Source organism: Alistipes sp. An54, assembly GCF_002159375.1.
GTDB classification, from domain to species: domain Bacteria; phylum Bacteroidota; class Bacteroidia; order Bacteroidales; family Rikenellaceae; genus Alistipes; species Alistipes megaguti.
This window is the reverse complement of sequence record NZ_NFIA01000002.1, coordinates 174,491-198,246: the sequence shown is the minus strand read 5'-3', so window position 1 is coordinate 198,246 and position 23,756 is coordinate 174,491. Positions and strand designations below refer to the sequence as shown.

The following is a 23,756-nucleotide window of genomic DNA, read 5'->3' as shown; positions in this document are numbered from 1 at the left end:
CGGAGGAGAGCCCATCCTCCCCGGGGCAGCTCCTCTCGGGCCGGACTCTTCCGGATCAGATCTTCCCGGACCCGTCCCTGCTGGTCGGATCTGGTCATGAATCTCTTCCTCGGTAAAGGCTCAAGTGCAGACCGTTTTCGCGGTCTGCATTTTTTGTACTATCTTTGCAGGCGGATTTATCCGGATACCCCTAATAAATACAGCGTATGGCAGGATCGAATTTTGTGGATTACGTCAAGATATTTGCCCGATCGGGCCACGGCGGAGCGGGCTCGGCCCACTTTCGGCGGGAGAAGTTCGTGGCCTTCGGCGGCCCCGACGGCGGCGATGGCGGCAAGGGCGGAAGCATTGTGCTGGTGGGCGACCGCCAGTACTGGACGCTGATCCACCTCAAATACCAGCGCCACCAGTTTGCCGAGGATGGCGAAAACGGCTCCGGAGCGCGCTCATCGGGCAAGGATGCCAAGGATATCGTGATTCCGGTTCCGCTGGGGACGGTAGCGCGGCGTGTGGTGGAGCAGGAGGACGGCACGACGACCCTCGAGACGGTGGGGGAGGTGACGGCCGACGGCGAACGTCTTGTGCTGCTGAAGGGGGGCCGCGGCGGCTTGGGCAACTGGCACTTCAAGAGCGCCACGAACCAGACGCCGCGCTATGCGCAGCCGGGCGAAGAGGGCGACGAAGGGGCTTTCGTGCTGGAGCTGAAGGTGCTGGCCGACGTGGGACTGGTGGGCTTTCCGAATGCCGGGAAATCGACGCTGCTGTCGGTCGTATCGGCGGCCAAACCCAAGATCGCCAACTACGCCTTCACGACGCTCGAGCCCAACCTGGGGATCGTCGAGGTGCGCGACCACAAGTCCTTCGTCATGGCCGACATCCCGGGCATCATCGAGGGGGCCCACGAGGGACGGGGCCTCGGGACGCGCTTCCTGCGCCATATCGAGCGCAACTCGGTGCTGCTGTTCATGATTCCGGCTGACAGCGACGACATCTGCCGCGACTATGAGATTCTGCTGGGCGAGCTGACGCAGTACAACCCCGAACTGCTGGACAAGGAGCGGCTGCTGGCCATCACCAAATGCGACATGCTCGACGACGAACTGATCGGGCAGATGCGCGAACATCTTCCCGAGGGAATTCCGTCGGTCTTTATTTCGTCGGTCACGGGGCTCAACATCCAGACCTTGAAGGATATGCTTTGGGAGGCTCTGCAGCGTTAGCTGCGGAGTCTTTCGTTTTTTCCGACGCGCGCCATTTCATTCCGGGAGTTCCATTTCGGGAGCGTAATCTTACACCGGGTGCGCGCAATCTCACACCGGGCACGCAATCATCTCCGGCGGATAATCATTTCCGAAACACAATCAGATCCGGGCGCGATCAACCCCGGAGGAGCCATCGTATGACTGCTTGTCAGGGCCGGATGTCGTATTCACGACCGACAGGCGACTGACAGGCGACCGCAACGACGGCGAAAGGCCGTTCGGAGGACCGTCCGAGATGACCCGTTCCGGGAGAGCGTTGGTCTGGAAGACGAATTCATGAAAGGTGACCCGCAGGGAAAATTCACCGTTGAAATAGTCGATCACGCCGAACAGGGAGCCTTGGCCGTTGGGCAACGCTTCGCCGGCATAGTGACATTTGCCCAACGTTCTGACACGAAACCGGTTTCCGTTGGAATCGATGATTTCGCGTTCGGTCGTCACGAGTTCTCCGGTTTCGGGATCGGTGTCACACCAGGCGTTTCCGGCCTCGGCGAATCGCACTCCGTCAAAACGCACGCGGGTGTCGACATGGCGGCTCTGCACCTCGTCGAACGAGAGCTTTACGGCCCGTGGCAACTCGCCCTGGGGCTCTTTGACGCGAATATACCGATTGATTTCGCTGCTTGGAATACCTCTGTTTCCGTAGGCGTCGGGTGCGGCTCCGAGTTCGATTTTTCCGCCGTAGTCATGCAGCACCAGACCGTTGCAACGCACCTCGACCCATGCACCGAACGGGAACGTCTTGTTGAGGTTGTTGTCGTTGATGGCGATTGTGATGCCGCCGCTGTCGTCTTCGATGATGATTTCGTGGTAGAATTCGTCGTAAAGATCGTTAGCCACGACTTTACCGCAAATGGCGGCATCGCGGGAGATGGTGGTGCTTCCCTGCGAGTCGCACAGGGCCTTGAGTCCGGCGATTGAGATTTCGGTTTCGAGGGGAGTTTCGTTGAATTCGGAAGAGGAGCTCCTGTCGCAACTGCCGGCCCACATCAGCACCCCCAGACTAAAACAGGCAATCGGTCTCATCGCGGAGTTTGATCAGGAAATGGCCTTCGCCGGAGTCGTCGTACTGGAGGATTCCGATCAGCGAGATGACCGTTTCGGGGATCTCTCTGTCGGCGAAGTCGGCATAGTCCCGGACATAGGAGTGGATGGCGCAGCCGTCCGGGTCGACAAATTTTCGGTATCCGCTCCACCCGCTTTCCGTTTCGGATTCGGGGGTGTATTGGAGGTTGTCGATTCTGACGAGCGTACCGCATAGCAGGGGGTCGAGCTCCGGGATGGTCAAGCGGGCGGGCTGCGGATCGACGAGTTCCTCGGAGTTGCGGACGAGACACTTTTCCAGAGCGGGGAGCGAACCGATGTAATCGACATCATATCCGCTTCCGGACCGGGGTTGGGCGCCGACCTGCAGGACCCCGAACTTTTCGGCGACGGTGAGTCCCTTCAGACGGAGTGTCACGGAGCACCCCACGGGGAACAGGTTGTGCGACTGATCGATGCCGGTCAGGATTTCGAGAGCGGCCTGCTCCTTTTCGATGCAGATCGAGCGATAGAAGTTTCCGGCCTGATCCGACGAGACGACCCGGCCGTTGACGGAGATGTCGCTGTTCACGACGAACGGGGTTCCGAGGAAGCGTTTTCTCAGTTCGGCAATGGAGGATGTGACGGGTTCCACGGTATCATCCCGCTCCGGGGATCCGAATCGGGAGTCGTAACAGCCGCAGAGAAGTCCGCCTCCGAGGAGGATCAGCACCGATCGTCGGGTCATCCGTCCAAGTCGGGATCGAGCCGTAAGCGCGGCCGCAGCGGACGGAACGCCGGTGCCGTCCGACCGGTTGATGGGACAAAGCGTCATGCTTCGATTCGGGAGTCTTTCAAGCCGAGGAAATAGAGGATTCCGTCGAGGCCGATGGTTGAGATCGACTGGCGGGCCGTGGCCTTGACCTTCGGTTTGGCATGGAAAGCGATTCCCAGGCCGGCGAGGTTGAGCATCGGGAGGTCGTTTGCGCCGTCGCCAACGGCCACGGACTGGGCGATGTTGATCGACTCGAACTGACAGAGCAGCCTCAGGAGTTCGGCCTTGCGCCGGCCGTCGACCACCTCGCCGACGTAACGGCCCGTCAGTTTGCCGTTTTCGATTTCGAGTTCGTTGGCATAGACGTAGTCGAAGCCGTATTTCTGGCGGAGGTAGTTTCCGAAGTAGGTGAAACCGCCGGAGAGGATGGCGGTTTTGTAACCGACGCGTTTGAGGACGGTCATCATGCGTTCGAGACCTTCGGTGATGGGGAGGTTCCGGGCGATATCCTCCATGACCGAGACGTCGAGGCCCTTGAGCAGGGCGACGCGGCGTGTGAAGCTTTCGCAGAAGTCGATTTCGCCGCGCATGGCGCTGGCTGTGATTTCGCGGACCTGGTCACCGACGCCGGCGCGTTCGGCGAGTTCGTCGATGACTTCGGTTTCGATGAGCGTGGAGTCCATGTCGAAGCAGATCAGGCGACGGCTGCGGCGGTAGATGTCGTCCTTCTGGAAGGAGACGTCGAGGCCGAATTCGGACAGGTTCATGAATCCTTCGTGCATGGTGCTTCGTTCCTCGTCGGTGAGCGATCCGCGCACGGAGAGTTCGATGCAGGATTTTGCGGCACGGTTGTCCTCCTTGAGGGGCATGCGACCGGTCAGACGCTTGATGGCGTCGATGTTCAGGCCGTGTTCGGCGACGACCTTCGTCACTTCGGCGATGTGCCGAGCGGTGACGGTCCGTCCCAGGAGGGTGATGATGTATCGGTTTTTGCCCTGGCGGCTGACCCAGTCGTTGTATTTTTCCTCGGAGATCGGGGTGAATCGGATCATCACGCCCAGCTCCGAGGCCTTGAACAGGAGCTCCTTCATGATGAATCCGGACTTGTCGGAGGAGGTTTTGATCAGGATGCCGAGGGTCAGCGACTGGTGGATGTTCGCCTGACCGATGTCGAGGATGAAGGCATCGTATCGGGCGAGGATTTCGGTGAGCGAGGAGGTCATTCCGGGTTTGTCTTCCCCGGAGATATTTATCTGGATGATTTCGACGTTGTTCTGCATGCTGTCACGGGTAGGATTTTGTGATTGGGGCAAAAAGCCTATACAAAGTTAATAAAGTTCTGCAAAATTTGGTTATTTTTGCACATAAAACAGGAGAGTCCGGCGCAGAGAGGCACAGGTGGATGCATTTTTGCAGGGGACGACAGGTTGATAAAACTGGAGAAAGCTATGTGGAGAATACTTGCGACCGTTGCGGCCGAGGAGCCGGCGGCTCCGCTCATTGTACCGGACAGTGTGCAGAAGGCGAATTTTGCCGAGGCGGTGAACCGGCTGGTGAATCTGGATTTCAGTCAGGTTGCTCAGAATCTGTTGTCGGAGACGCTGTGGGTGGTGATCAAGATCGTCATCGCGCTGGTGATCTACTATATCGGGCGCTGGCTGATGCGGCGTCTGGTCCGGCTGATTGACGTGGCGATGGAGCATCGGAAGGTGGAACTTTCGCTTCGGGCCTTTACGCGGAGTTCGGTGCGTGCGGTTTTCATGCTGCTGCTGATCCTGATCGTGGTTTCGACGCTGGGCGTCAACGTGACGTCGCTCATTGCGGTGGCATCGGCCGCGACGCTGGCCATCGGTATGGCGTTGAGCGGCACGGCGCAGAACTTTGCGGGCGGCGTGATGATCCTGCTGATGAAGCCCTACCGGGTAGGCGATTACATTTCGGCACAGGGAGAGTCGGGCACGGTGCGCGAGATCAAGCTCTTCTCGACGGTGATCACGACCAACGACAACCAGACGATCTACATCCCGAACAACTCGATCGCCACGGCCATCATCGACAACTATTCGACAGCCCCCGAACGACGGGTCGACTGGACGGTAGGGATCTCTTACGGCGACGACGTAGACGTGGCCCGGGCGGCGATTCTGGCGATGTTTGCCGCCGACGAACGGATTCTTCCGCAGCCGGCACCGGTCGTCGTTGTCGAGGCACTGGCCGACAGTTCGGTGAATCTGAAGATCCGGGCGTGGACGGTGAATGCCAACTACTGGACTGTCTTCTACGAATATAACGAACGCTTCTACAAGGAGTTGCCGAAGGCGGGGATCAACTTTCCGTTCCCGCAGATGGACGTTCACGTGAAGCAGGATTGACGGGCCGGCATTGGGTCGGTTGCGAGCGAGAAACGATCATTTATGAACCCAACAAGCAATAAGAGAAACAAATTATGGAACTGAAAGAGATTCTGGCTATTACGGGGCAACCCGGATTGTATAAATACGTGGCGCAGTCGACGCGAGGCGTGATTGTGGAGTCGCTTCTGGACGGCCACCGGATGAATGCTTCGGCGAGTGCACGAGTGAGTGCGCTGTCGGACATATCGATGTTTACCGAAGGGGATGACATTGCCTTGGCCGATGTTTTTACGCGCATCTACGAGCACACGGGGGGCAAGGAGACCATCAGCCCGAAATCGACGCCCGAGCAGTTGAAGGCGGCTTTTGCGGAGGTTCTTCCGGAGTACGACCGTGATCGGGTGCATGTATCGGACATCAAGAAGTGCTTCTCGTGGTATAATATCCTGCTGCAGGCGGGCTTCACGGAGTTCAAGCCTGCCGAAGAGCCTGCCGGCGAGGCAGACGCGAAGTAGCGCCGGCCGCCGGGGGGGGGAGAGAACGACCGGGAGAGAGAACAGCCGAGGAAGAGAACGGCCGAGGAAGAGAATGACCGGTAGAGAGAATGACCGGGGGAGAGAACGGCCGAGGAAGAGAATGACCGACGGAGCGGTGTCAGCCGTTCCGCTACTTATCAAAAACAGAGAGGGATATGGAAAAGCAACCGAAAGTGTTGGCTTTGGTCGCGCACGACAACATGAAGCGTGACCTGGCGGAGTGGGTGGACTGGAACAGTGAGAAGCTGAGCCGTCATCACCTTGTGTGCACGGGAACTACGGGCAAGATGGTCGAGCGGACGCTGCGGGCTCGAGCGCACCATCTGGAGCAGCAGACGGAGGGCAACGAGACCCCCGAACTGGAGATTACGCTGTTGAAATCGGGCCCGCTGGGCGGCGATCAGCAGTTGGGCTCGATGATTGCCGATGGCAAGATCCATGCCCTGATCTTCTTCTGGGATCCGATGTCGGCCCAGCCGCACGACGTGGACGTGAAGGCGCTGCTTCGGCTGGCGACGCTGTATAATGTTCCGACGGCAGTGAACCGTTCGTCGGCGGATTTTTTGATTTCGTCGCCGCTGTTCGAGGACGAGAACTACACGCCGGTGGTCAAGGACTACAAGGCCTATATTGAGCGGGTGCTGCTGTAGGACGCAGCTCCGGACGAATGACAGAAGCCGGTCTTCCTGCGGGGAGGCCGGCTTTTCCGACCTTCTTCCGGCACCTCCTAAGCCTCTTCTCCGGGGCGTCAGAGGTCGTGGGAGAGGGGAGCGGGCACGGCCGCCGAGAGGTCATAATCGCCCCAACGCGCGGCGATGTAGTCGAGCGTTGAGAACAATTCGTCGATGTCGAGCGAGGTGACGAGCTTCAGCCGTGTCGACTTGAAGTCGGGCAGCCCCTTGAAGTAGTTGGTCAGGTGGCGTCTCATTTCGAGAATACCGACATGATCGCCCTTGATTTCGAGCGACTTGTGCAGGTGCTCCTTGGCGATGGCCACACGTTCCGAGACCGACGGCTGGGGCATCACCTCGCCCGTCGCGAGAAAGTGCTTGATTTCGCGGAAGATCCAGGGCCGTCCGTAGGTGGCACGGCCGATCATCACGCCGTCGACGCCGTAACGGTCGAACATCTCCCTGGCTTTGGGGCCCGAATCGACGTCGCCGTTTCCGATGATGGGGATGTGGATTTGGGGGTTGTTCTTCACGGCTCCGATGAGGGTCCAGTCGGCCACGCCGCGGTACATCTGGGCTCGGGTCCGGCCGTGAATGGTCAGGGCGGCGATGCCGACATCCTGCAGACGGAGGGCGATCTCCTCGATGTTTTTCGAGGTGTCGTCCCAGCCCAGCCGGGTTTTGACGGTGACCGGGGTGTGGACGGCGCGGACGATCTGCCGGGTCATTTCGACCATCAGGTCGGGCGTTCGCATCATGCCCGAACCGGCGCCTCGGCCGGCGATCTTCTTGACCGGACAGCCGAAATTGATGTCGATGATGTCGGGGCCGGCGGCTTCGGCCATACGTGCGGCCTCGACCATGGGTTCGATCAGATGTCCGTAAATCTGAATGCCGACGGGACGTTCTGCGTCGTCGATTTCGAGTTTTTTGAGCGATTTTGCGGCGTCGCGGATCAGTCCGTCCGAGGAGATGAACTCGGTGTAGACGACGTCGGCGCCGAAGCGCTTGCACATGTATCGGAACGAGGGGTCGGTGACATCCTCCATGGGGGCGAGCAGCAGGGGCTGTTCGCCGAGTTCCAGATCGGCTATTTTCATGCTTCCTCTTCGGTGGTGGGTTTGTGGTATACGGCGAGGATCTTGTCGATTCGGGCACCGTCCATGTCGACGATTTCGAAGGTAAATCCCCGCCATTCGACCTTTTCTCCGGTCGAGGGGATGTGTCCGAGCAGATCGAGGATCAGGCCGCTGAGGGTGTTGTATGCGTTCGACGGGATATCGTCCTCGATTCCGTATGCGGCCAGGAAGTCGTAGAAGGGGCACTGCCCGTCGATGAGCGAGCTGCCGTCGTCGCGGCGGACGATGTCGGGCTCCTCGCGCGGATCGGGCAGTTCGCCGACCAGGGCTTCGAAGATATCCTTCAGGGTGATGATTCCGCGCGTAACGCCGAATTCGTCGCAGATGATGCCGTATCCGAGTTGTTCGGATCGGAGCTGTTCGAGGGCGTTGTAGACTTCGAACTCTTCGTGGAAGAACTTGCCTGGGGTCAGGATCTTGCGGATGTCGAAACCGGGCTCGTTGAGGTGGAGGAAGAGGTCCTTGAGATAGACCACGCCGAGCAGCTTGTCGAGGCTTCCGTCACCGACGGGATACCGGTTGTGGGGGGCTTCGGCGACGATCCGGTTGATCTCGTCGACGGACATTGCCACGTCGATCCAGGCGATTTCGCTGCGATGTGTCATGATTGACTCGACGGTCCGGTCACCGAGCGAGAAGACGCGACCGACGATCTGCTGTTCGACCTCCTGGACCTCGCCGTCCTCGGCGCCCTCCTGGATGATCGATCGGATTTCGGCTTCGGTGACCTTGCTTTCGGCCTTCTGGAGCCCGAGCAGACGGGTTACTGCGGCGGTGCTTTTTGCGAGCAGCCAGACGAACGGCGAAGCGATCGTGGAGAGCGCGCCCATGGGTCGGGCGAGGATCGATGCGGCCTTTTCGGCGGCATTCATGCCGATACGCTTGGGGACGAGTTCGCCGAAGATGATGGTCAGATAGGTGACCAGGATGACGATGACGACCTGCGCGATGGCCGTTGCCGAACGCAGCGAGAGTCCCAGGCGTGCGAGCTGTTCGCCCAGGCGTGCGGCGAGTGTATCCCCGGAGTAGATACCCGTGAGGATTCCGATCAGCGTGATTCCGATCTGTACGGTCGAGAGGAAACGGTCGGGATCCTTTGCCAGCCGCAACGCCTTGCGGGCACCCCGGCTGCCCTGCCGGGCCTGCATTTCGAGGTTGGACTTGCGGGCGGAGACGAGGGCCATTTCGGACATGGCGAAGATGCCGTTGAGCAGGATCAGCAGGGCGATGATGAGGATTTCCATGATTGGATAAGGGGTGATTCGATGTGCAAAGATAATGGAAGTCGGGTGAAAAGCCAAAAGAAAGGGGCGGAAGGGATTGGTAATTCGATGAAAAACGTTAAATTTGCGGTCAAAATCGGACAGAAAAATGAATATTGAGAGTTATCTTACGGAAGCGGTTCGGCGGTCGGTCGAGGCGCTGTACGGTCCGCTGGGCGACGAGCAGCTGCAGCTTCAGAAGACGCGGCGGGAGTTCGAGGGCGACTATACGCTGGTCACGTTTCCGCTGCTGCGCCGGAGCCGGAAATCGCCGGAGGCCACGGCGCAGGAGATCGGCGAGTACATGACGGCCAACGTGCCGGAGATCCGCTCCTATAACGTCATCAAGGGCTTCCTGAATCTGGTGCTGGATGCGTCGTTCTGGAAGGGGCGCTTTACGGATCTTGCCTCGGACGAGCACTACGGCGAGGCGCCGTCGACGGGTCGAACGATCATGATCGAGTACTCGTCGCCCAATACGAACAAGCCGCTTCACCTGGGCCATATCCGCAACAATCTGCTGGGCTATTCGGTGGCCCGGATCCTCAAGGCCAACGGCCACACGGTGATCAAGGTCAACCTGGTGAACGACCGCGGCATCCATATCTGCAAATCGATGCTGGCGTGGAAACTCTACGGCGGAGGCGAGACCCCCGAGTCATCGGGCATGAAGGGCGACCACCTGGTGGGCAAATACTACGTCGAGTTTGACAAGCACTACAAGGCGCAGATCAGGGAGCTGATGGCGCAGGGGCAGAGCGAGGAGGATGCCAAGAAACACGCACCGATCATGCTTGAGGCGCAGGAGATGCTGCGCAAGTGGGAGGCGAAGGATCCGGAGGTCTACGCGCTGTGGGAGAAGATGAACAGCTGGGTCTACGCGGGTTTTGACGTGACGTACAAGGCGCTGGGCGTCGATTTCGACAAGGTCTACTACGAGTCTCAGACCTACCTTCTGGGCAAATCGCTCGTTGAGGAGGGTCTGAAGAAGGGGGTCTTCTACCGCCGTCCGGACAATTCGGTGTGGATCGATCTTCGCAACGACGGACTGGACGAGAAGCTGCTGCTTCGCGGCGACGGCACGTCGGTCTACATGACGCAGGATCTGGGTACGGCCTACCGCCGTTTCGAGGACAACAAGCTCGACGACATGATCTACGTGGTGGGCAACGAACAGAACTACCACTTCCAGGTGCTGAAACTGGTGCTGAAGAAGTTGGGCTACGCCGAGTGGAGCGACCACATTACGCACCTTTCGTACGGCATGGTGGAGCTTCCCGAGGGGAAGATGAAGTCGCGCGAGGGCACGGTGGTTGATGCCGACGACCTGATTGCCGACATGGTGAAGACGGCGCGCGAGATGTCGGCCGAGCTGGGCAAGCTGGACGGCTGCACGGAGGAGGAGGCCAATGCCGTCTCGACGATGGTGGGCCTCGGGGCGCTGAAATACTTCATCCTGAAGGTTGACCCGAAGAAGACGATGCTCTTCGATCCGCGCGAGTCGATTGACTTCAACGGCAATACGGGTCCGTTCATCCAGTATACGCACGCGCGGATCTGCTCGGTGCTTCGCAAGGCAGCGGAGAGCGGGGTAGAGGCATCGCGTGAGATTGCCCCTGAGGTGACGCTGCTTCCGGAGGAGATCGACCTGGTGAAGATGCTGACGGAGTACCCGGCCACGGTGAAGGCCGCCGGGGAGAACTTTGCGCCGTCGCTCATCGGGGCCTACGTCTACGACCTGGCCAAGCAGTTCAACGGCTACTACCACGACCACTCGATCCTTAAGGAGGAGGATGCCGCCACGCGGTCGATGCGCCTGGCGCTGGCTGCACAGGTGGCCCGTGTAATCCGTAAGGGCATGTCGCTGCTGGGCATCGACGTCCCGGAGCGCATGTAGTCGGGGCGGGTAGCCAGGGATGGGTGCCCCCCCCCTCCCGGGTCGACTGGGACAGGGGGCTCGAGGATAAGCCGCATCCAGTCTCCATCCTGCGGACAAGCCCCGTAACGAGAGAACGAAACGGAGGTTCCGAATTTCGGGACCTCTGTTTTTTTGTGTCCGGGCTTTGGCGTGGCAACCGATGCCAGGGGTTTTGTGGTACGAAACTTGTGAATGGGAGTGTTCGTAAACCAACACTCAACAAACGTGAAAACAATTGTATCAACCATCGCACTGTCGGTTGCGATGATGGGCGCTGCCGGAGCGACGGCGCAGACGGCGGTCAAGGCCACGTGTCCAGCCGCCGATACCGTGATGTTGTCGGATCGGGTCGAGGGCGACTACCAGGTTCGGCGTTATCTGATCCGCAGCATGTCGGATGTGGACTATTCGGTTCTTTATCGGATCAGCGTGGCGCAGCTCAATGCGGCCCTGAAGGGCAATGCCCAGGCGCTGAGTGAGCTGAACAGCTTCGTGGAGGGATTGATGCAGGACACGACGCGTCGGGTCTGCGAGGTGATCATTACGGGCTATGCCTCGCCGGACGGCAGTGTGGCCTATAATGAGGAGCTGGCGGCTCAGCGGGCGAATGATTTCAAGGCGTACGTTGACGGCAAGTATAACTTTTCGAAGCATTATAACGTAACGGTGAAATCCGTAGCCGAGGATTGGAAGTCGACCCACGCAGCGATAGCCTCGTCGTCGGTTCCCGACCGCGCGATGGTTCTCGGGATCGTCGACGGGACGCAGCCGCCGATGGCGAAGGAGCAGGACTTGAAGCGCAATCCGGCGGTCTGGAACTACCTGGCCGAGGAGATTCTGCCACCGATGCGGCGTGTTGAGGTGATGATCGGCTACGCGACGGATCGGGTTGTGGAGGAGCGTACGCTGATCAAGAAGCCGACTCCGGCGCCGAAACCGGCAGCTCCGGCACAGGATTACGTGGTGGTTGAGGAGGATGTGAACGGCGTGATTGTCGAGATGCCCGACAAGGGGGAGGTTCGCAAGGCGGTTCGCGAGGAGACACACGCCGTAAAGAAGGATTCGAAGGCGGCCGTACGACAGGCCAAACGGGATGCACGTAAGGCGGCCAAGATTGCCCGGGCACAGGAGAAGGCCGCGAAGAAGATTGCCAGGAAGGAGGCCAAGGCAGCCAAGAAGGCGGCCCGAGCCACGGGCAAGACCTATAAGGAGCTCGAGAAGATGTGATGGTTCGGAGTTCTGCGTTTGGAGTCTGATTTCCGGCGTTCGGGTTCCGAATTCCGGTTCTGTTTCCCGGTTCCCGGACCTCGTTCCCGGACCTCGTTCCCGGACCTTGTTCCCGGACCTTGTTCCCGGACCTTGTTCCCGGACCTTGTTCCCGGACCTTGTTCCCGGACCTTGTTCCCGGACCTCGTTTCCGGACCTCGTGCCCGGACCTCGTGCCCGGTCCCCGTTCCCGGTCCCCGCTCCTCGTTCCCGGACCTCGTGCCCGGTCCGGATCCCGATTCCAGCTCCTCGGCCCCTGGAGCCTGACCCTTCGAAGCCTCGATGCGGGCCTTGCGATATCTTTTCAGCCCGGAGAGTTTTTCCGGCCAGCCTGTTTTCCGACCGACTGACAGCCGAATGGAGACCCGACCTGAACAGGCCGGGTCTTTTGTGGTTGGTTTTCTGTAGGGTAGGGCAATAGACAGCAAATCGGGGGAAAAGGTTTGTTAATCCGAAAGGAATTGCTACCTTTGTCGAAGCAAGAATTCTAAAACCGAGATACAATGGCAAATTTACGTGTCCTGAAGAAGGAGATCGACTACCGCCTCGAGGAGGTTGTATTCGACTGCGACATGGCAATCTGTTTTCAGCCCTCGAAGGAGAAGGAGATCTTCGAGGTGATGCAGGAGGCAGTTTCCGTTCGTAACGATCTGTTCGTCAAAGCGATGAATCCGGCCGAGCCTCATAATCGTTCGTTGGTCCGCAAGCACTACGCGGCGCTTCGGGCCGAGATGGAGGATTCATTTGGCAAGTTGTTCGAGAAACTGAGCGCGATCAACGGCGCCAAGTAGCCGTTCGATTGCCGGAGGATGCCGGAGCAGATCCGGCCGACGATAAGACAGGGAGAGCATCCGTTGGGATGTCCTCCCTGTTTGTTTTGCAGGGGCTGCATCCACCTTGGAAGCGTCAATGCCGGCTTTAGTCGTAATACGGTGACTCCCAGTGGTATAGTCGAATTACGGTGACTGCCGGGCCTATTCGTGGTCGGAGCAGCAGTCGCCGGGGTGGTGCTCCAGGACGGTGTGCGGAATGGTTCCGTGGGTGATCAGCTGAATCGGGCAGTCGTAATTGTGCAGTTGTTCGGGAGTAAGGATGTTCGAGTGGTGCCGATGTACGTGTCGGTTGACGCAAACGATCTGCTTGACGACGCTGGAGATGGTTCCGATGTCGTGCGAGACCATGACGATGGCCATGTGGCTGTTCAGCTCTCGGAGCGTATTGTAGAGCTCCTTTTCGAAGCGGTTGTCGACGAAGTTCGTGGGTTCGTCGAGGATCAGCAGGCGGGGTTCGGAGATGATGGCGCGGGCAAGCAGGGCGCGTTGCATCTGCCCGCCGGATATCTCGCCGATGGGGTGGCGGGCCACGTTTTCGAGTCCCGATTGTGCGATCAGCTCCATGGCCCGCAGTTTGTCTTGCCGGGAGTATCGCGACCGGAATCCGTGATGGCCTTGCAGCCCGGATAGAACGACCTCGAATACGGAGATCGGGAAGGCGCGGTCGAAGTGTGCGATCTGGGGCATGTATCCGATCAGCCGTTCGCGACCCCGGAAGAGTTCCGGAGCATATTGAATGACTCCGGAGTAGGGTATAGCCCCCAGAATAGCCTTGACGAGGGTTGTTTTACCGCCGCCGTTGGGTCCGATGATCCCGAGGAAATCGCGGTCGAATATTTCGAGGTTGACATGCTGTAGCGCCTCATGGCCGTCGTAAGCGACCGAAACGTCGTGTAGAGAGACCAGGGTCATGGCAGGGTGATTAAGTCGGTGATTCGGTCGATATTTTCGATGACCTGTTCCTCGAGGGGGTCGATTTCGATGTACCGGGCCTGCATGTCACGGGCGATGACCTCGACGACCGACTTCGGGAACTGATTCTGATAGAATATCTTGTTGATGCCGTCCTGCCGGGCCTGGCGGATGATTCCGGCCAGTCGTCGGGCCGAAGGCTCCTTGCCTTCGGATTCGATGGCGACCTGGCAGATTCCGTAATCGCGGGCGAGATAGGTGAGAGCCGGGTGGTAGATGATGAAGTATTTGAGTCCGCTGCGATTGATTTTTTCGCGGACGCGCTCATCCGACTTTTCGATTTTCTGGATCAGCCGTTTGTAGTTTTCTTCATACTTGATGGAATCCGGATAGGCAGTCCGAATGGCGTCGAAGGCATTTTTCGCCATGATTTCCAGAGCTTTCGGCGATGTCCAGATATGCGGGTCTACGCCATGCGCATGGCTGTGTTCCTCCGGGCGGTTTGCAGTCTGGCCCTCGTTTGCCACGGCATCGTTTGCCGAACGGTTTGTGACGTGAGCACAGGACCCCTCGATGAGTTGAATCCCCCGACTGAGGTTTACGATCTTGTCCTTGTCCTGAATTTTGTTGATCAGCGAGTTTTCGAAGTCGATCAGGCCTACACTGAAGATCATCCGGGCTTTGTTTATTTCGACGAATTGCCTGGGAGTAGGTTCGAAGGTTTCGGGGCTGGCGCCTTTTGGGACGATGACCTGGATTTCGAAATCGTCTCCGACGATCTGTTCGACGATGCTTTTCAGGGGCAGAATGGATACACAGAACGCTCTGTTCTGAACCGGTTCCCGGGTCGAGCAGGCCATGCAGAGTGCGAGTGCAGCCAGGAGGATTGTAATTTGTTTCATACTTTTTAGCGCGGGGGAGTCGGGAATTTCGACTCAATTTCTTCCCGCAAAGGTAATAAATAATGGAGTGAATTGTGCAGCCTGGAGTTTTCGGATTGGTTTCGTCCGTACATTTTGCCGTCAATTATCGCATCCCAAAGTTGCTTTTCCGGAGGGTAGGGGAGTTCCCTTCTCTGCTTGGTTACGAGTCTTTGTTTGCAGGCCTGCGATCCGGATAGCCGGCTGGACATTTGATTGTTTCAAGTCCGACCGTGTTTTTTACGTTCTTCCTTGAAGATTCCTGCCAATATGCGAGAGCCGAAACTCCTGATTCTTAGGTTAGCCGAGCGATGATCCGGATACGACTGCGATCACTTATGTTGTGAAGAGTTTGTTTCGCCGCGTTTAGTTCGTCGATTTTTCACATTCTGAGGGGCAAGGCACAAGTCAGCTTCCGGACTGCATTTCCGGGATCTCTGCGATGATATGCTGCTGTGTAATCATTTTTCGAATCGTCATTTGTCGTATTTTGTCCGTATGGATTTACCGGGCGCAGATTCTTTTGTTCCGAACCGTATTTTGTCTGTTCGAAACCGTATTTTGTCTGTTCGAATTTACCGGGCGCAGATTCTTTTGTTCCAACCGTATTTTGTCTGTACGAATTTACGGGCACAGATTCCTTAGTTGCTGAGTTCGTAACCTGACCGCTGATCGGAGGCCAGCCAGCTCGTAAATTTCGTGTTAATCGTTAGACAGTCTGTTATCCTCTTATTGTAATTTAACATAATATAAATATTATTTCATATCTTGGTAACGGATTGATACTCGGATAGGTCGAAAAATTACGTACTCAAATATCGTAACTTACCTAAGGTAACATATGTAAAACAACCTCAAAAACAACAACTTGCTATGCTCTCACCAAAACAGAAAAAGGCGCTCTTCGGAGCGTCGATCGAATCCAGACCGCGTTACGTGCGGGTCCCTCTACAAATGGTAAACTCAGTGCGCGAACTCAATACCGATGTCAACTTCGCACGCCTCGTCGCTCAATTCGAACAGACCGACTGCGTTTTGGCGTTTTCTGGCGGTTTCATGCCCATCCATCGAGACGAGAGGCAATGATGCCTCCAGCCACCGTTCGACTATGTACATTGTGCGAGTTCGGATGCCGATGACTCTTCGGATGGACGGTCACGGATGGACGGTCACGGAAGCCCTGCATTTGTTGCCATTTGAGAAAAAGTCGCGAACGATCCACAGATTTATTCGCAACCTGGCTGCTGATTGAGGCCAGCCCCAGTCTGTTTTTCAGAGTGTGCGTTTTTCCGGGAATCCGAAGTTGTCCGAAGTCGTCCGGAGTCGTCCAGCCTCAGCCTCATCAAAGCCCGGACTTCACTTACGTACGCAAACAACCCCTGGCAAACAGCGCTTAATTATGCGTTCTGAGAGTGCCGTATTTGGGAACGTGTGTATATGGAACGGTCAGCTTTAGCGTATTCTCGCGCACCTTCGCGGAATGACACCCCGTGTGCTTCCGGTTGGACCAGATTTCCTTTCCGACGACGTTGCGGCTCTTCTTTACCGGCTTCCGTTTTAGAGGTTGGCCGGAGTATAGGTTTCGAAGGTTTGATCCTCGTAAAAGATGACGATCCGTTTTATACCGGCTTTCGAGAGATTGCCGGTCGTCGGAATGTTCGATGCGACCGGATGACCACCGTTTGCAGATTCGGGGAGGGCCGTATTTCCAGGCGATGTAATTTTGGGAGTCCCCGACTTGCTGCCGCCATTTGACGTATTTCCAAACAAGGTATTGTCCAGGTTGTTTTTCTCCGCTTGGGTTTTGTCGGTCGGACTTCCCGAAACGGGATTGGGGATTTCGGATCGGTAGATCTGGTCTGAATCGAGCAGGAGCCAGTCGGGATTGATTTTGGGAAAACGCCGGAGGATTTTCTGGAGCAATTCGAAACTGGGTTTGTTCCGTCCGGCGAGAATGTGGGAGATTCCTGCCGGATTGATTTCGAGGATTTCAGCGAGCTGACTGGGTCTCAACCCTTCGCGATTCAACAATTCGAGCAATTTCTCCCTCATCTGCATAATTTTTTACAAATATAAACACTTTTCTTTTGTAAAACAAGAATTTTCTACATTTGTAAAATGTTAATAAGTGTTGATAGAGTTTACAAAAGTAAAATTGAAAATATGGTAAAAATCAGCTCTGCTTTTATTTGTTGTTTTACTTTAGGTAAATAGTTGTTATACGTTGATAATAATCAATTTATTAGTGGTTTTTTCATAGAGTCGCCTCTTATGGAGCCCCCAGTTGTGATTAACCTCCTCTCTGTTATATTTTACTTTATATATTTCATGTAAATAACTGACTATTAACGTTTATTCTGCATATAATTTAATATTTTAACCAGGTATTCCGCGGTCTTATTCCGCCATTTCTCGCCTGCTCCCCTATTATTTACAAAAATAACAATTAACAACCTGACCGCAGCTTGTTAATTGATAAATGTAATTACATTTGGAAAGCAGAGCTCTCTTGATGATTTACAAATGTAAATTTACTACCCTTTCCGATGAATTTTGAAGTAAATTTTTCATATTCCGAATCCTTGTAAATCAATTTTGTTAACAACTCTTGTTTTACGCTACATTATGTTAAATAAAAAAGAGTCGGGCAGTGTTTACAACACGCTACCCGACTCTCTTACAGAGTCTTTTCTATTTGTTAACAGTCTTTTATTTGGCGAGTTTTTCGGCGATTTCGTGGAACTCTTCTGGCGTCAGTTTGAGCTTTTCGCGGTGGAAATCGACGTCATTTTCGCTTTGCATGGGGATCAGATGGATGTGTGCGTGGGGAACTTCGAGGCCCAAAACGACAACGGCGACCTTTTTACAGGGGAATTCGCGACGGATTTTGGCGGCCACCTTCTTGGCAAAAACCATCATGCCGCCAAGAGTCTCGTCATCGAGATCAAACAGATAGTCGACCTCCTGCTTCGGGACAACGAGTGTATGTCCTTTTGCCAGCGGATTAATATCCAGGAAGGCGTAGTAGCGGTCATCTTCGGCCACTTTGTACGAGGGGATCTCCCCTGCGATGATGCGTGAAAAAATTGTTGCCATATTTTTCGATTTAATGGTTTTCTTTTCTAAAACACCCTGTCGGCGGACCGGTTCTCTGCGTTTGCCGTCCGACGGTTCACCTGCCTCTATCGGCTTTTGGGGCCCCTGTCCCACCCTTGATAGGAGCGGCGGGTTTTGTGGTTGCAGGCGGAGCCCGGACATATCCCTACCGCACCCTCGGCTAAGCGACAGTACGCGCTATGCGACACCCTTCGCTATGCGGCCAGTTCCGCTATGTGACCATCCTCCCCCCCCCCGGCTAAGCGTCACACCCTGCTATGCGATACCCTCCGCTATGTGATCTCCCCCGGCTAAGCGACACACCCTGCTATGCGGTACCCTCCGCTCTGTGACAGCCCCCGCTATGTGTCAGCTCCCGTTAAGCTGCAGACTGCATGCCGCAGACTTCAGGCGTCAGCGCCTGCAGGACGTATCTTTATTCCCTTTCTGCCTTTGATCGACGTTGCGAACGGACGTCTCTCTGCGGTTGAATTTTTCATTGCGTAGTGCCGCTTGTGAAGACTCATCTTTGATTGGCCGGATTGAACTCCTCATCAAATTTGGGTTTCAGAATTTCGGAGTAGATGACCGCACGGCGCAGATCAAACTCTTCCACCATTTCAGCGAGGCTGTCCGGAGCAGGAGCGCTGTTCTGAGACTGTTTTCCCTGTTTAGCGCCTCTCCGTTCATTTCGGACGGTTAATTGGCTGCCCAGTCCCGTGAGTGGCGTAAAAGAGGCCGTTTGGGGCTCTTCTTCCGTGTCGAGATCGGAAGCCGTGTCGAGATCGGAAAAGTACTCTTCGGAGAAAATCTCCTCCAGACTCTGGCATTCATCGGTGAAAGTCTCGGATACGGGATGTTGATCGCCACTCTTTCCGTCCTTCTGCCGATTGTTGCCCGGGTTGCAAGTTTCCTGTACGGTCGGATGAATGCTCGATAAGGGGGTGCTTTTCTCCCGATTCGGCCACCTTCTGCCTCCGTTCACCGATTGAGCCGTTTCAGCCACCGGAGCCGTTTGGGCGGGCGTTTCAGAACGGGTGTTGGCCGTCGGGACGGACGGCTTCGTATTATCCTCTTCGTCCCAGGGTATCGAAGGCCAGGCCTCACCGTGCTGTGGAGGGGGATTTCCGCCCTCCTGGCGGGCTTTGCGGGCCTTGCGGGTCTTGGATATGTAGCTATTGACCATCGCTCCGACGATGATCACGATCCAGAGTATGGTTAATGTGTCCATTACGGGGTCAGTTCATGGTCCGTTTGATGGTTTCTATTCCTTTGATCTGGCGCAGTTTGTCCATGACGGCATTGAGACTCTCGGCATCCTTCACATAAAGGCTGACGCTGCCTTCGAAAATTCCGTCGTGGCTGTGGATGTTGACCTCGCGGATGTTGATGTTGAAGTCGTTTGTGACGACTTTGGCCAGGTCGAGCAGGAGCCCCTGCCGGTCGATTCCGCGCAGTTCGGTGGTTACCAGGTAGGACATGGCCTTGTGCTGCGACCATTTGATCTCCTCCTTGACGATATTTTTGCCATACTGGGCGGCCAGCCGGTTCAATTCGTCGCACGTGGCCTTGTGGACGATGATCTTGCCGGTTGCGGGATCGCGGTATCCGATGACCTTGTCGCCGGGGATGGGCTTGCAGCACTCGGCGATTTCGAACTGCGGTTCAGCCGAGGCATCCGACGTCGATGAAGGGGTGATCTCGCCGTCGGTCTGCGTCGTATCGTCCCCCTCGTCCTCCTCCTTCTTGGGGATAAAGAGGGTCCAGAACTTGAGTATTTTGCTTTTGGCGTTGACCTTGAGGGCCTTGTCGAGATTCTCGAGCGTCACGATGCCGGCTCCGATTTTGCTGTAGAGCTCCTCTTTGTTGCTGCAGTCGTAAATGGGGACGATTTTGCGCAGGACGCGTCCGCTGAGCTTGACGTTCAGGGATTTCATCCTTTCGTCGAGCATCTGCATGCCGCGCTCGATGTTGTTCTGGCGCTCGCGCTTGAGGAAGCTCTTGATGGCTTGCTTGGCCTTGGCCGTGGTGACCACATCGAGCCATTCGGGTTTCGGACGGGCCGTGTCGGCTGTGATGATCTCGATCTGATCGCCGCTGTTGATCTGCGTGGTGATGGGCTCGAGCTTGTGGTTGATCTTGGCGCTGATGGCGTTGTTGCCGATCTTCGAGTGAATATCGTACGCGAAGTCGAGGGCCGTGGCGCCGTAGGGCATTTTCCGAGCCTCCCCTTTCGGTGTAAATACTACAATCTCTGACGTATACAGCGATAACTTGAAGTTATCCAGGAAGTCGACGGCATTCTCCGTCGGGCTGTTCAGCGCCGCGCGGATCTGCTTGAGCCACTTGTCGAATTCGTCCTCGTCCTGCGAGATGGTGGCATGTTTGTATTTCCAGTGGGCGGCGAAACCGCGCTCGGCGATATCCTCCATGCGCTGGGTGCGGATCTGCACCTCGACCCAGACGCCGTCGGGGCCCATGACCGTCGAGTGCAACGCCTCGTATCCGTTGGCCTTGGGCATCGAGATCCAGTCGCGGAGCCGGTCGGGCTTGGGGGTGTAGATGTCGGTGATGGTCGAGTAGATCTGCCAGCACTGGGTCTTTTCCGAGGGGAACGGCAGGGGCTTGAAGACGATCCGGATGGCAAACAGGTCGTAAATCTCCTCGAAGGAGATCTGCTTGCGCTGCATCTTGCTCCAGATGGAGTAGACGCTCTTGACGCGGCCCGAGATCTCGTAGTTGATGTTGTCGCGGTTCAGGGCGGCAATGATCGGGGCGTTGAACTTGTCGATGAACTCCTTGCGGGAGGCCTCGCTCTCCTGAAGTTTGCGGGTGATCTCGGCATACTGCTGCGGGAAGCGATACTTCATGCAGAGATCCTCCAGCTCGCTTTTGATCGAGTACAAGCCGAGGCGATAGGCCAGCGGCGCGAAGAGGTAGATGGTCTCGCCGGTGATTTTGATCTGCTTGTTGAGGGGCATCGAGCCGAGGGTTCGCATGTTGTGCAGCCGGTCGGCGATCTTGATCAGGATGACGCGCACATCGTCCGAGAGGGTCAGGAGCACCTTCCGGAAGTACTCGGCCTGCTCGGAGGTGTCGGCGTTGAAGACGCCGGACATTTTGGTGAGCCCGTCGACCATCGAGGCGATCTTGGGACCGAAGATGCGCTCCATGTCCTCGACGGTGTACTCCGTATCCTCGACCACGTCGTGCAACAGGGCGGCGACGACGGATTTGACACCCAGACCGATCTCCTCGATGACGATCTTGGCTACTGCAATAGGATGCAGGAGATACGGTTCGCCGGAGCGGCGCCGTACCCCCTCGTGAGCCTCTTTGGCGAGGAAAAACGCACGTTTGATCAGATTCCAGTCCTCATCGTTTTTGCAGATTCGGGTACAGGAGAGCAGCAGATCGTCCCATTTTTCCTTGATCAGGGCCTCATCCTCGGCAGTATATCCCATAGGCTACTCCTTTTTGGGGTTTTTCAGAGCTTCGCGGACCTTCTGTTCGATTTCGTCGGCGAGCTCCTTGTTGTTTTTGAGCAATTCCTTGACGGCATCGCGTCCCTGGCCGATCTTGCGATCGCCGTACGAGAACCACGAACCGGCCTTTTTGATGATCCCGTAGTCGACGCCCAGGTCGATGATCTCGCCGATCTTGGAGATACCCTCACCGAACATGATGTCGAACTCGGCGCGTTTGAACGGGGGTGCCACCTTGTTCTTGACGACCTTGACCTTCGTACGGGTACCCAACTGCTCTTCGCCGTCCTTGATGACCGACATGCGGCGGATGTCGATCCGCACCGAGGCGTAGAATTTCAGGGCGTTACCGCCCGTCGTGGTCTCGGGGTTTCCGTAAACGACGCCGATCTTGTCGCGCAGCTGGTTGATGAAGATGCAGACGGTCTTGGTTTTGGAGATGCTGGCGGTGAGTTTTCGCAGGGCCTGGGACATGAGTCGGGCCTGCAGACCCATCTTCGAGTCACCCATTTCGCCTTCGATTTCGGCCTTGGGGGTCAGAGCCGCCACGGAGTCGATGACGATGATGTCGATGGCGCTCGAGCGGATCAGCGAATCGGCGATTTCGAGGGCCTGCTCGCCGTTGTCGGGCTGCGAGATCAGCAGGTTGTCGACATCGACGCCGAGTTTCTGGGCGTAATAGCTGTCGAAGGCGTGTTCGGCATCGATGAAGGCGGCGATACCGCCGGCCTTCTGGGCCTCGGCAATGGCGTGGATGGCCAGGGTGGTTTTCCCCGAGGATTCGGGGCCGAAGATTTCGATGACACGCCCCTTGGGGTAACCGCCGACGCCGAGGGCCATGTCCAGAGTGATCGAGCCCGTGGGGATGACCGGGATGTCGTTGACCTCGGTGCTGTTCATGCGCATGATCGAGCCTTTTCCGAAGTCCTTCTCTATTTTTTGCATCACCGCGTCCAAAACCTTGAGTTTGTCCGCGTTAACAGGTACTTTTTCTGCCATTTTGTGTATAGGTGTTACTTTGTTACTTTTTCTTTGTCTTTTTTTGTTCGGTCCGGCCGACTTTTCTGCGGCAGGGCCATTCGCGAAGGCCGTCTACCCTTTCCTTTGTGCCCGGTTGCCTTTCCCCGGTAGCCTTTCCTGCGTCCGGTTGTCCGTCTCCGGTGATTGGCTCCCCTTCCTTTGTGTCCGGTTGTCCATTCCCGGTAGCCTTTCCTGCGGCCGCTGTCCATCCCCGGTGATTGGCTCCCCTTCCTTTGTGTCCGGTTGCCTTTCTCCCCCCCCCTCCCGTGATTGCCCCTCCCCTCTCTCGATACCTCTCCTTGGGGCCCGGTTGCCTATTGCCGCTTTTCCTGCCTCATGCGTTCGAGCGCCTTCTCGGCCGGCGTGCGGTTGTCGGTTTTCATCCGCAGCGGGAAACGGATGTTCCGCGCATCGAGCTCCCGATCGGGATAGGGACTCCAGTTCCCGTTGTTGCCGATGCTGAAACGCCAGTCACCCACGTCAATTCCAGGATCGGTCGGCGTGCTTCTACCCTGCTCTGTCCGGCTCTCCAGCGCCCTTTCGCGCATGGCGAGGTGGATTTTCCGCCGGGCCCTCTCGATGGGGTCGACCTCCAGACGCAGCCACCCGATATTTTCATCGAGCGGCTCCACGCCGAACGAGATGGCTCCATGCGGGATCCCGATCTGGGGGAGGCTCCTCGTTGCGGGACCTTCGCCCGGCCGTAACTCCTGCCCGACGCCCGATATCGGGGCGGCGGCCAACAGCAAGGCAGTCAGGACGATATGTCGCGCAGCGGGCATAGCTTCGGCTATTTGTAGGCGTCGACGATCTGCTGATAGTGATTCTTGGTATCGACCTTTGTGAAGACCTTTTCGATGCGGCCTTCGGCGTCGATGACGAAGGTCGTGCGCAGCACACCCATGTATTTGCGTCCGTACATCGACTTTTCGGCCCACACGCCGAAGGCTTCGCATACCGAGTGGTCGGTATCGGCCAGCAGCGTGAAGTTCAGGTCGTGCCTGGCACAGAAATTCTGGTGCGAGCGTTCGCTGTCGGGGCTGACACCGACGATCCGGAACCCCATGCGGGCGAGCTCCTCCTTACCGTCGCGGAGGCTTTTGGCTTCGAGCGTACACCCCGAGGTGTTGTCCTTGGGATAGAAGTAGAGGATTGTCCGCTGTCCGCGCAGGTCGGCAAGCGTCAGAGTTTCACCATTCTGCGTGGTGGATCGGAAATCGGGGGCCATATCCCCGGGTTGCAAGGTTGTCATAGGTCTTACCGAGAAAAAATCAGTTGTTCAAA

General features: G+C 56.9%; 21 protein-coding genes. 7 read left to right on the top strand and 14 right to left on the bottom strand.

Annotated elements, in window-relative coordinates:
* Nucleotides 1-206 precede the first annotated feature (206 nt).
* The gene (obgE, locus tag B5G09_RS03220) at nucleotides 207-1,220 is read left to right on the top strand and encodes a GTPase ObgE (protein WP_087309215.1); all 1,014 of its coding nucleotides are present in this window, start codon (nucleotides 207-209) and stop codon (nucleotides 1,218-1,220) included.
* A gap of 141 nt (nucleotides 1,221-1,361) precedes the next feature.
* On the opposite strand, the gene B5G09_RS03215 is transcribed toward obgE, so the two are convergent.
* The 3 genes from B5G09_RS03215 to serB form a co-directional block, all read right to left on the bottom strand.
* Nucleotides 1,362-2,288 (bottom strand): DUF5689 domain-containing protein, encoded by a 927-nt coding sequence (locus B5G09_RS03215; RefSeq protein WP_206384405.1) that lies wholly within the window; start codon nucleotides 2,286-2,288, stop codon nucleotides 1,362-1,364.
* Nucleotides 2,266-3,033, bottom strand: coding sequence for a DUF5689 domain-containing protein (locus B5G09_RS03210; RefSeq protein ID WP_087404007.1), 768 nt, complete (start codon nucleotides 3,031-3,033; stop codon nucleotides 2,266-2,268). The genes B5G09_RS03215 and B5G09_RS03210 overlap by 23 nt, the downstream gene beginning before the upstream one ends.
* An 83-nt stretch (nucleotides 3,034-3,116) precedes the next feature.
* Nucleotides 3,117-4,340, bottom strand: a complete 1,224-nt coding sequence (gene serB / locus B5G09_RS03205) for a phosphoserine phosphatase SerB (RefSeq protein WP_087404006.1) — start codon at nucleotides 4,338-4,340, stop codon at nucleotides 3,117-3,119.
* 168 nt (nucleotides 4,341-4,508) lie between these two features.
* On the opposite strand from serB, the gene B5G09_RS03200 reads away from it, so the two are divergent.
* From B5G09_RS03200 to B5G09_RS03190, 3 genes are all read left to right on the top strand, one after another.
* A complete protein-coding gene (locus B5G09_RS03200) occupies nucleotides 4,509-5,432 on the top strand; it encodes a mechanosensitive ion channel family protein (RefSeq protein ID WP_087404005.1) in 924 nt (307 codons plus the stop codon).
* A 74-nt stretch (nucleotides 5,433-5,506) separates the two neighbouring features.
* Nucleotides 5,507-5,929: a DUF5606 domain-containing protein gene (locus B5G09_RS03195; RefSeq protein ID WP_087404004.1), complete on the top strand. Its 423-nt coding sequence runs from the start codon at nucleotides 5,507-5,509 to the stop codon at nucleotides 5,927-5,929.
* Between the two features lie 176 nt (nucleotides 5,930-6,105).
* Nucleotides 6,106-6,600, top strand: coding sequence for a methylglyoxal synthase (locus tag B5G09_RS03190; RefSeq protein WP_087309220.1), 495 nt, complete (start codon nucleotides 6,106-6,108; stop codon nucleotides 6,598-6,600).
* Nucleotides 6,601-6,698: 98 nt separating this feature from the next.
* On the opposite strand, the gene dusB is transcribed toward B5G09_RS03190, so the two are convergent.
* Nucleotides 6,699-7,721 (bottom strand): tRNA dihydrouridine synthase DusB, encoded by a 1,023-nt coding sequence (gene dusB, locus B5G09_RS03185; RefSeq protein ID WP_087404003.1) that lies wholly within the window; start codon nucleotides 7,719-7,721, stop codon nucleotides 6,699-6,701.
* Complete coding sequence (locus B5G09_RS03180) at nucleotides 7,718-9,004, bottom strand: hemolysin family protein (protein WP_087309222.1); 1,287 nt, start codon at nucleotides 9,002-9,004, stop codon at nucleotides 7,718-7,720. The genes dusB and B5G09_RS03180 overlap by 4 nt, the downstream gene beginning before the upstream one ends.
* Nucleotides 9,005-9,131: 127 nt before the next feature.
* On the opposite strand from B5G09_RS03180, the gene argS reads away from it, so the two are divergent.
* The 3 genes from argS (at nucleotide 9,132) to B5G09_RS03165 (ending at nucleotide 12,997) form a co-directional block, all read left to right on the top strand.
* A complete protein-coding gene (gene argS, locus B5G09_RS03175) occupies nucleotides 9,132-10,919 on the top strand; it encodes an arginine--tRNA ligase (RefSeq protein WP_087404002.1) in 1,788 nt (595 codons plus the stop codon).
* A gap of 246 nt (nucleotides 10,920-11,165) precedes the next feature.
* On the top strand, nucleotides 11,166-12,167 hold the full coding sequence (locus B5G09_RS03170) for a hypothetical protein (RefSeq protein WP_241147551.1): 1,002 nt from the start codon (nucleotides 11,166-11,168) through the stop codon (nucleotides 12,165-12,167).
* Between the two features lie 542 nt (nucleotides 12,168-12,709).
* Entirely contained in the window at nucleotides 12,710-12,997 is a 288-nt protein-coding gene (locus B5G09_RS03165) for a hypothetical protein (RefSeq protein WP_087404000.1), read from the top strand.
* 183 nt (nucleotides 12,998-13,180) lie between these two features.
* On the opposite strand, the gene B5G09_RS03160 is transcribed toward B5G09_RS03165, so the two are convergent.
* The 9 genes from B5G09_RS03160 to bcp all read right to left on the bottom strand — a co-directional run bounded on the left by B5G09_RS03160 (nucleotide 13,181) and on the right by bcp (nucleotide 23,724).
* Nucleotides 13,181-13,951, bottom strand: coding sequence for an ABC transporter ATP-binding protein (locus B5G09_RS03160; RefSeq protein ID WP_087403999.1), 771 nt, complete (start codon nucleotides 13,949-13,951; stop codon nucleotides 13,181-13,183).
* The gene (locus tag B5G09_RS03155; RefSeq protein ID WP_087403998.1) at nucleotides 13,948-14,853 is read right to left on the bottom strand and encodes a zinc ABC transporter substrate-binding protein; all 906 of its coding nucleotides are present in this window, start codon (nucleotides 14,851-14,853) and stop codon (nucleotides 13,948-13,950) included. The genes B5G09_RS03160 and B5G09_RS03155 overlap by 4 nt, the downstream gene beginning before the upstream one ends.
* A 1,575-nt stretch (nucleotides 14,854-16,428) precedes the next feature.
* Complete coding sequence (locus B5G09_RS03145) at nucleotides 16,429-16,923, bottom strand: helix-turn-helix transcriptional regulator (protein ID WP_087404091.1); 495 nt, start codon at nucleotides 16,921-16,923, stop codon at nucleotides 16,429-16,431.
* A gap of 657 nt (nucleotides 16,924-17,580) precedes the next feature.
* Complete coding sequence (locus tag B5G09_RS03140) at nucleotides 17,581-17,967, bottom strand: HIT family protein (RefSeq protein WP_087309230.1); 387 nt, start codon at nucleotides 17,965-17,967, stop codon at nucleotides 17,581-17,583.
* Nucleotides 17,968-18,490: 523 nt separating this feature from the next.
* The gene (locus B5G09_RS03135) at nucleotides 18,491-19,198 is read right to left on the bottom strand and encodes a hypothetical protein (RefSeq protein ID WP_087403996.1); all 708 of its coding nucleotides are present in this window, start codon (nucleotides 19,196-19,198) and stop codon (nucleotides 18,491-18,493) included.
* Between the two features lie 7 nt (nucleotides 19,199-19,205).
* Nucleotides 19,206-21,431 carry a RelA/SpoT family protein gene (locus B5G09_RS03130; protein WP_087309232.1) on the bottom strand — a complete coding sequence of 742 codons (2,226 nt, stop codon included), beginning with the start codon at nucleotides 21,429-21,431 and terminating at the stop codon, nucleotides 19,206-19,208.
* A gap of 3 nt (nucleotides 21,432-21,434) precedes the next feature.
* Nucleotides 21,435-22,451: a recombinase RecA gene (gene recA, locus B5G09_RS03125; RefSeq protein ID WP_087309233.1), complete on the bottom strand. Its 1,017-nt coding sequence runs from the start codon at nucleotides 22,449-22,451 to the stop codon at nucleotides 21,435-21,437.
* Between the two features lie 335 nt (nucleotides 22,452-22,786).
* Nucleotides 22,787-23,254, bottom strand: a complete 468-nt coding sequence (locus tag B5G09_RS03120; protein WP_087403995.1) for a hypothetical protein — start codon at nucleotides 23,252-23,254, stop codon at nucleotides 22,787-22,789.
* Between the two features lie 8 nt (nucleotides 23,255-23,262).
* Nucleotides 23,263-23,724 carry a thioredoxin-dependent thiol peroxidase gene (gene bcp / locus B5G09_RS03115; RefSeq protein ID WP_087403994.1) on the bottom strand — a complete coding sequence of 154 codons (462 nt, stop codon included), beginning with the start codon at nucleotides 23,722-23,724 and terminating at the stop codon, nucleotides 23,263-23,265.
* Nucleotides 23,725-23,756 lie beyond the last annotated feature (32 nt).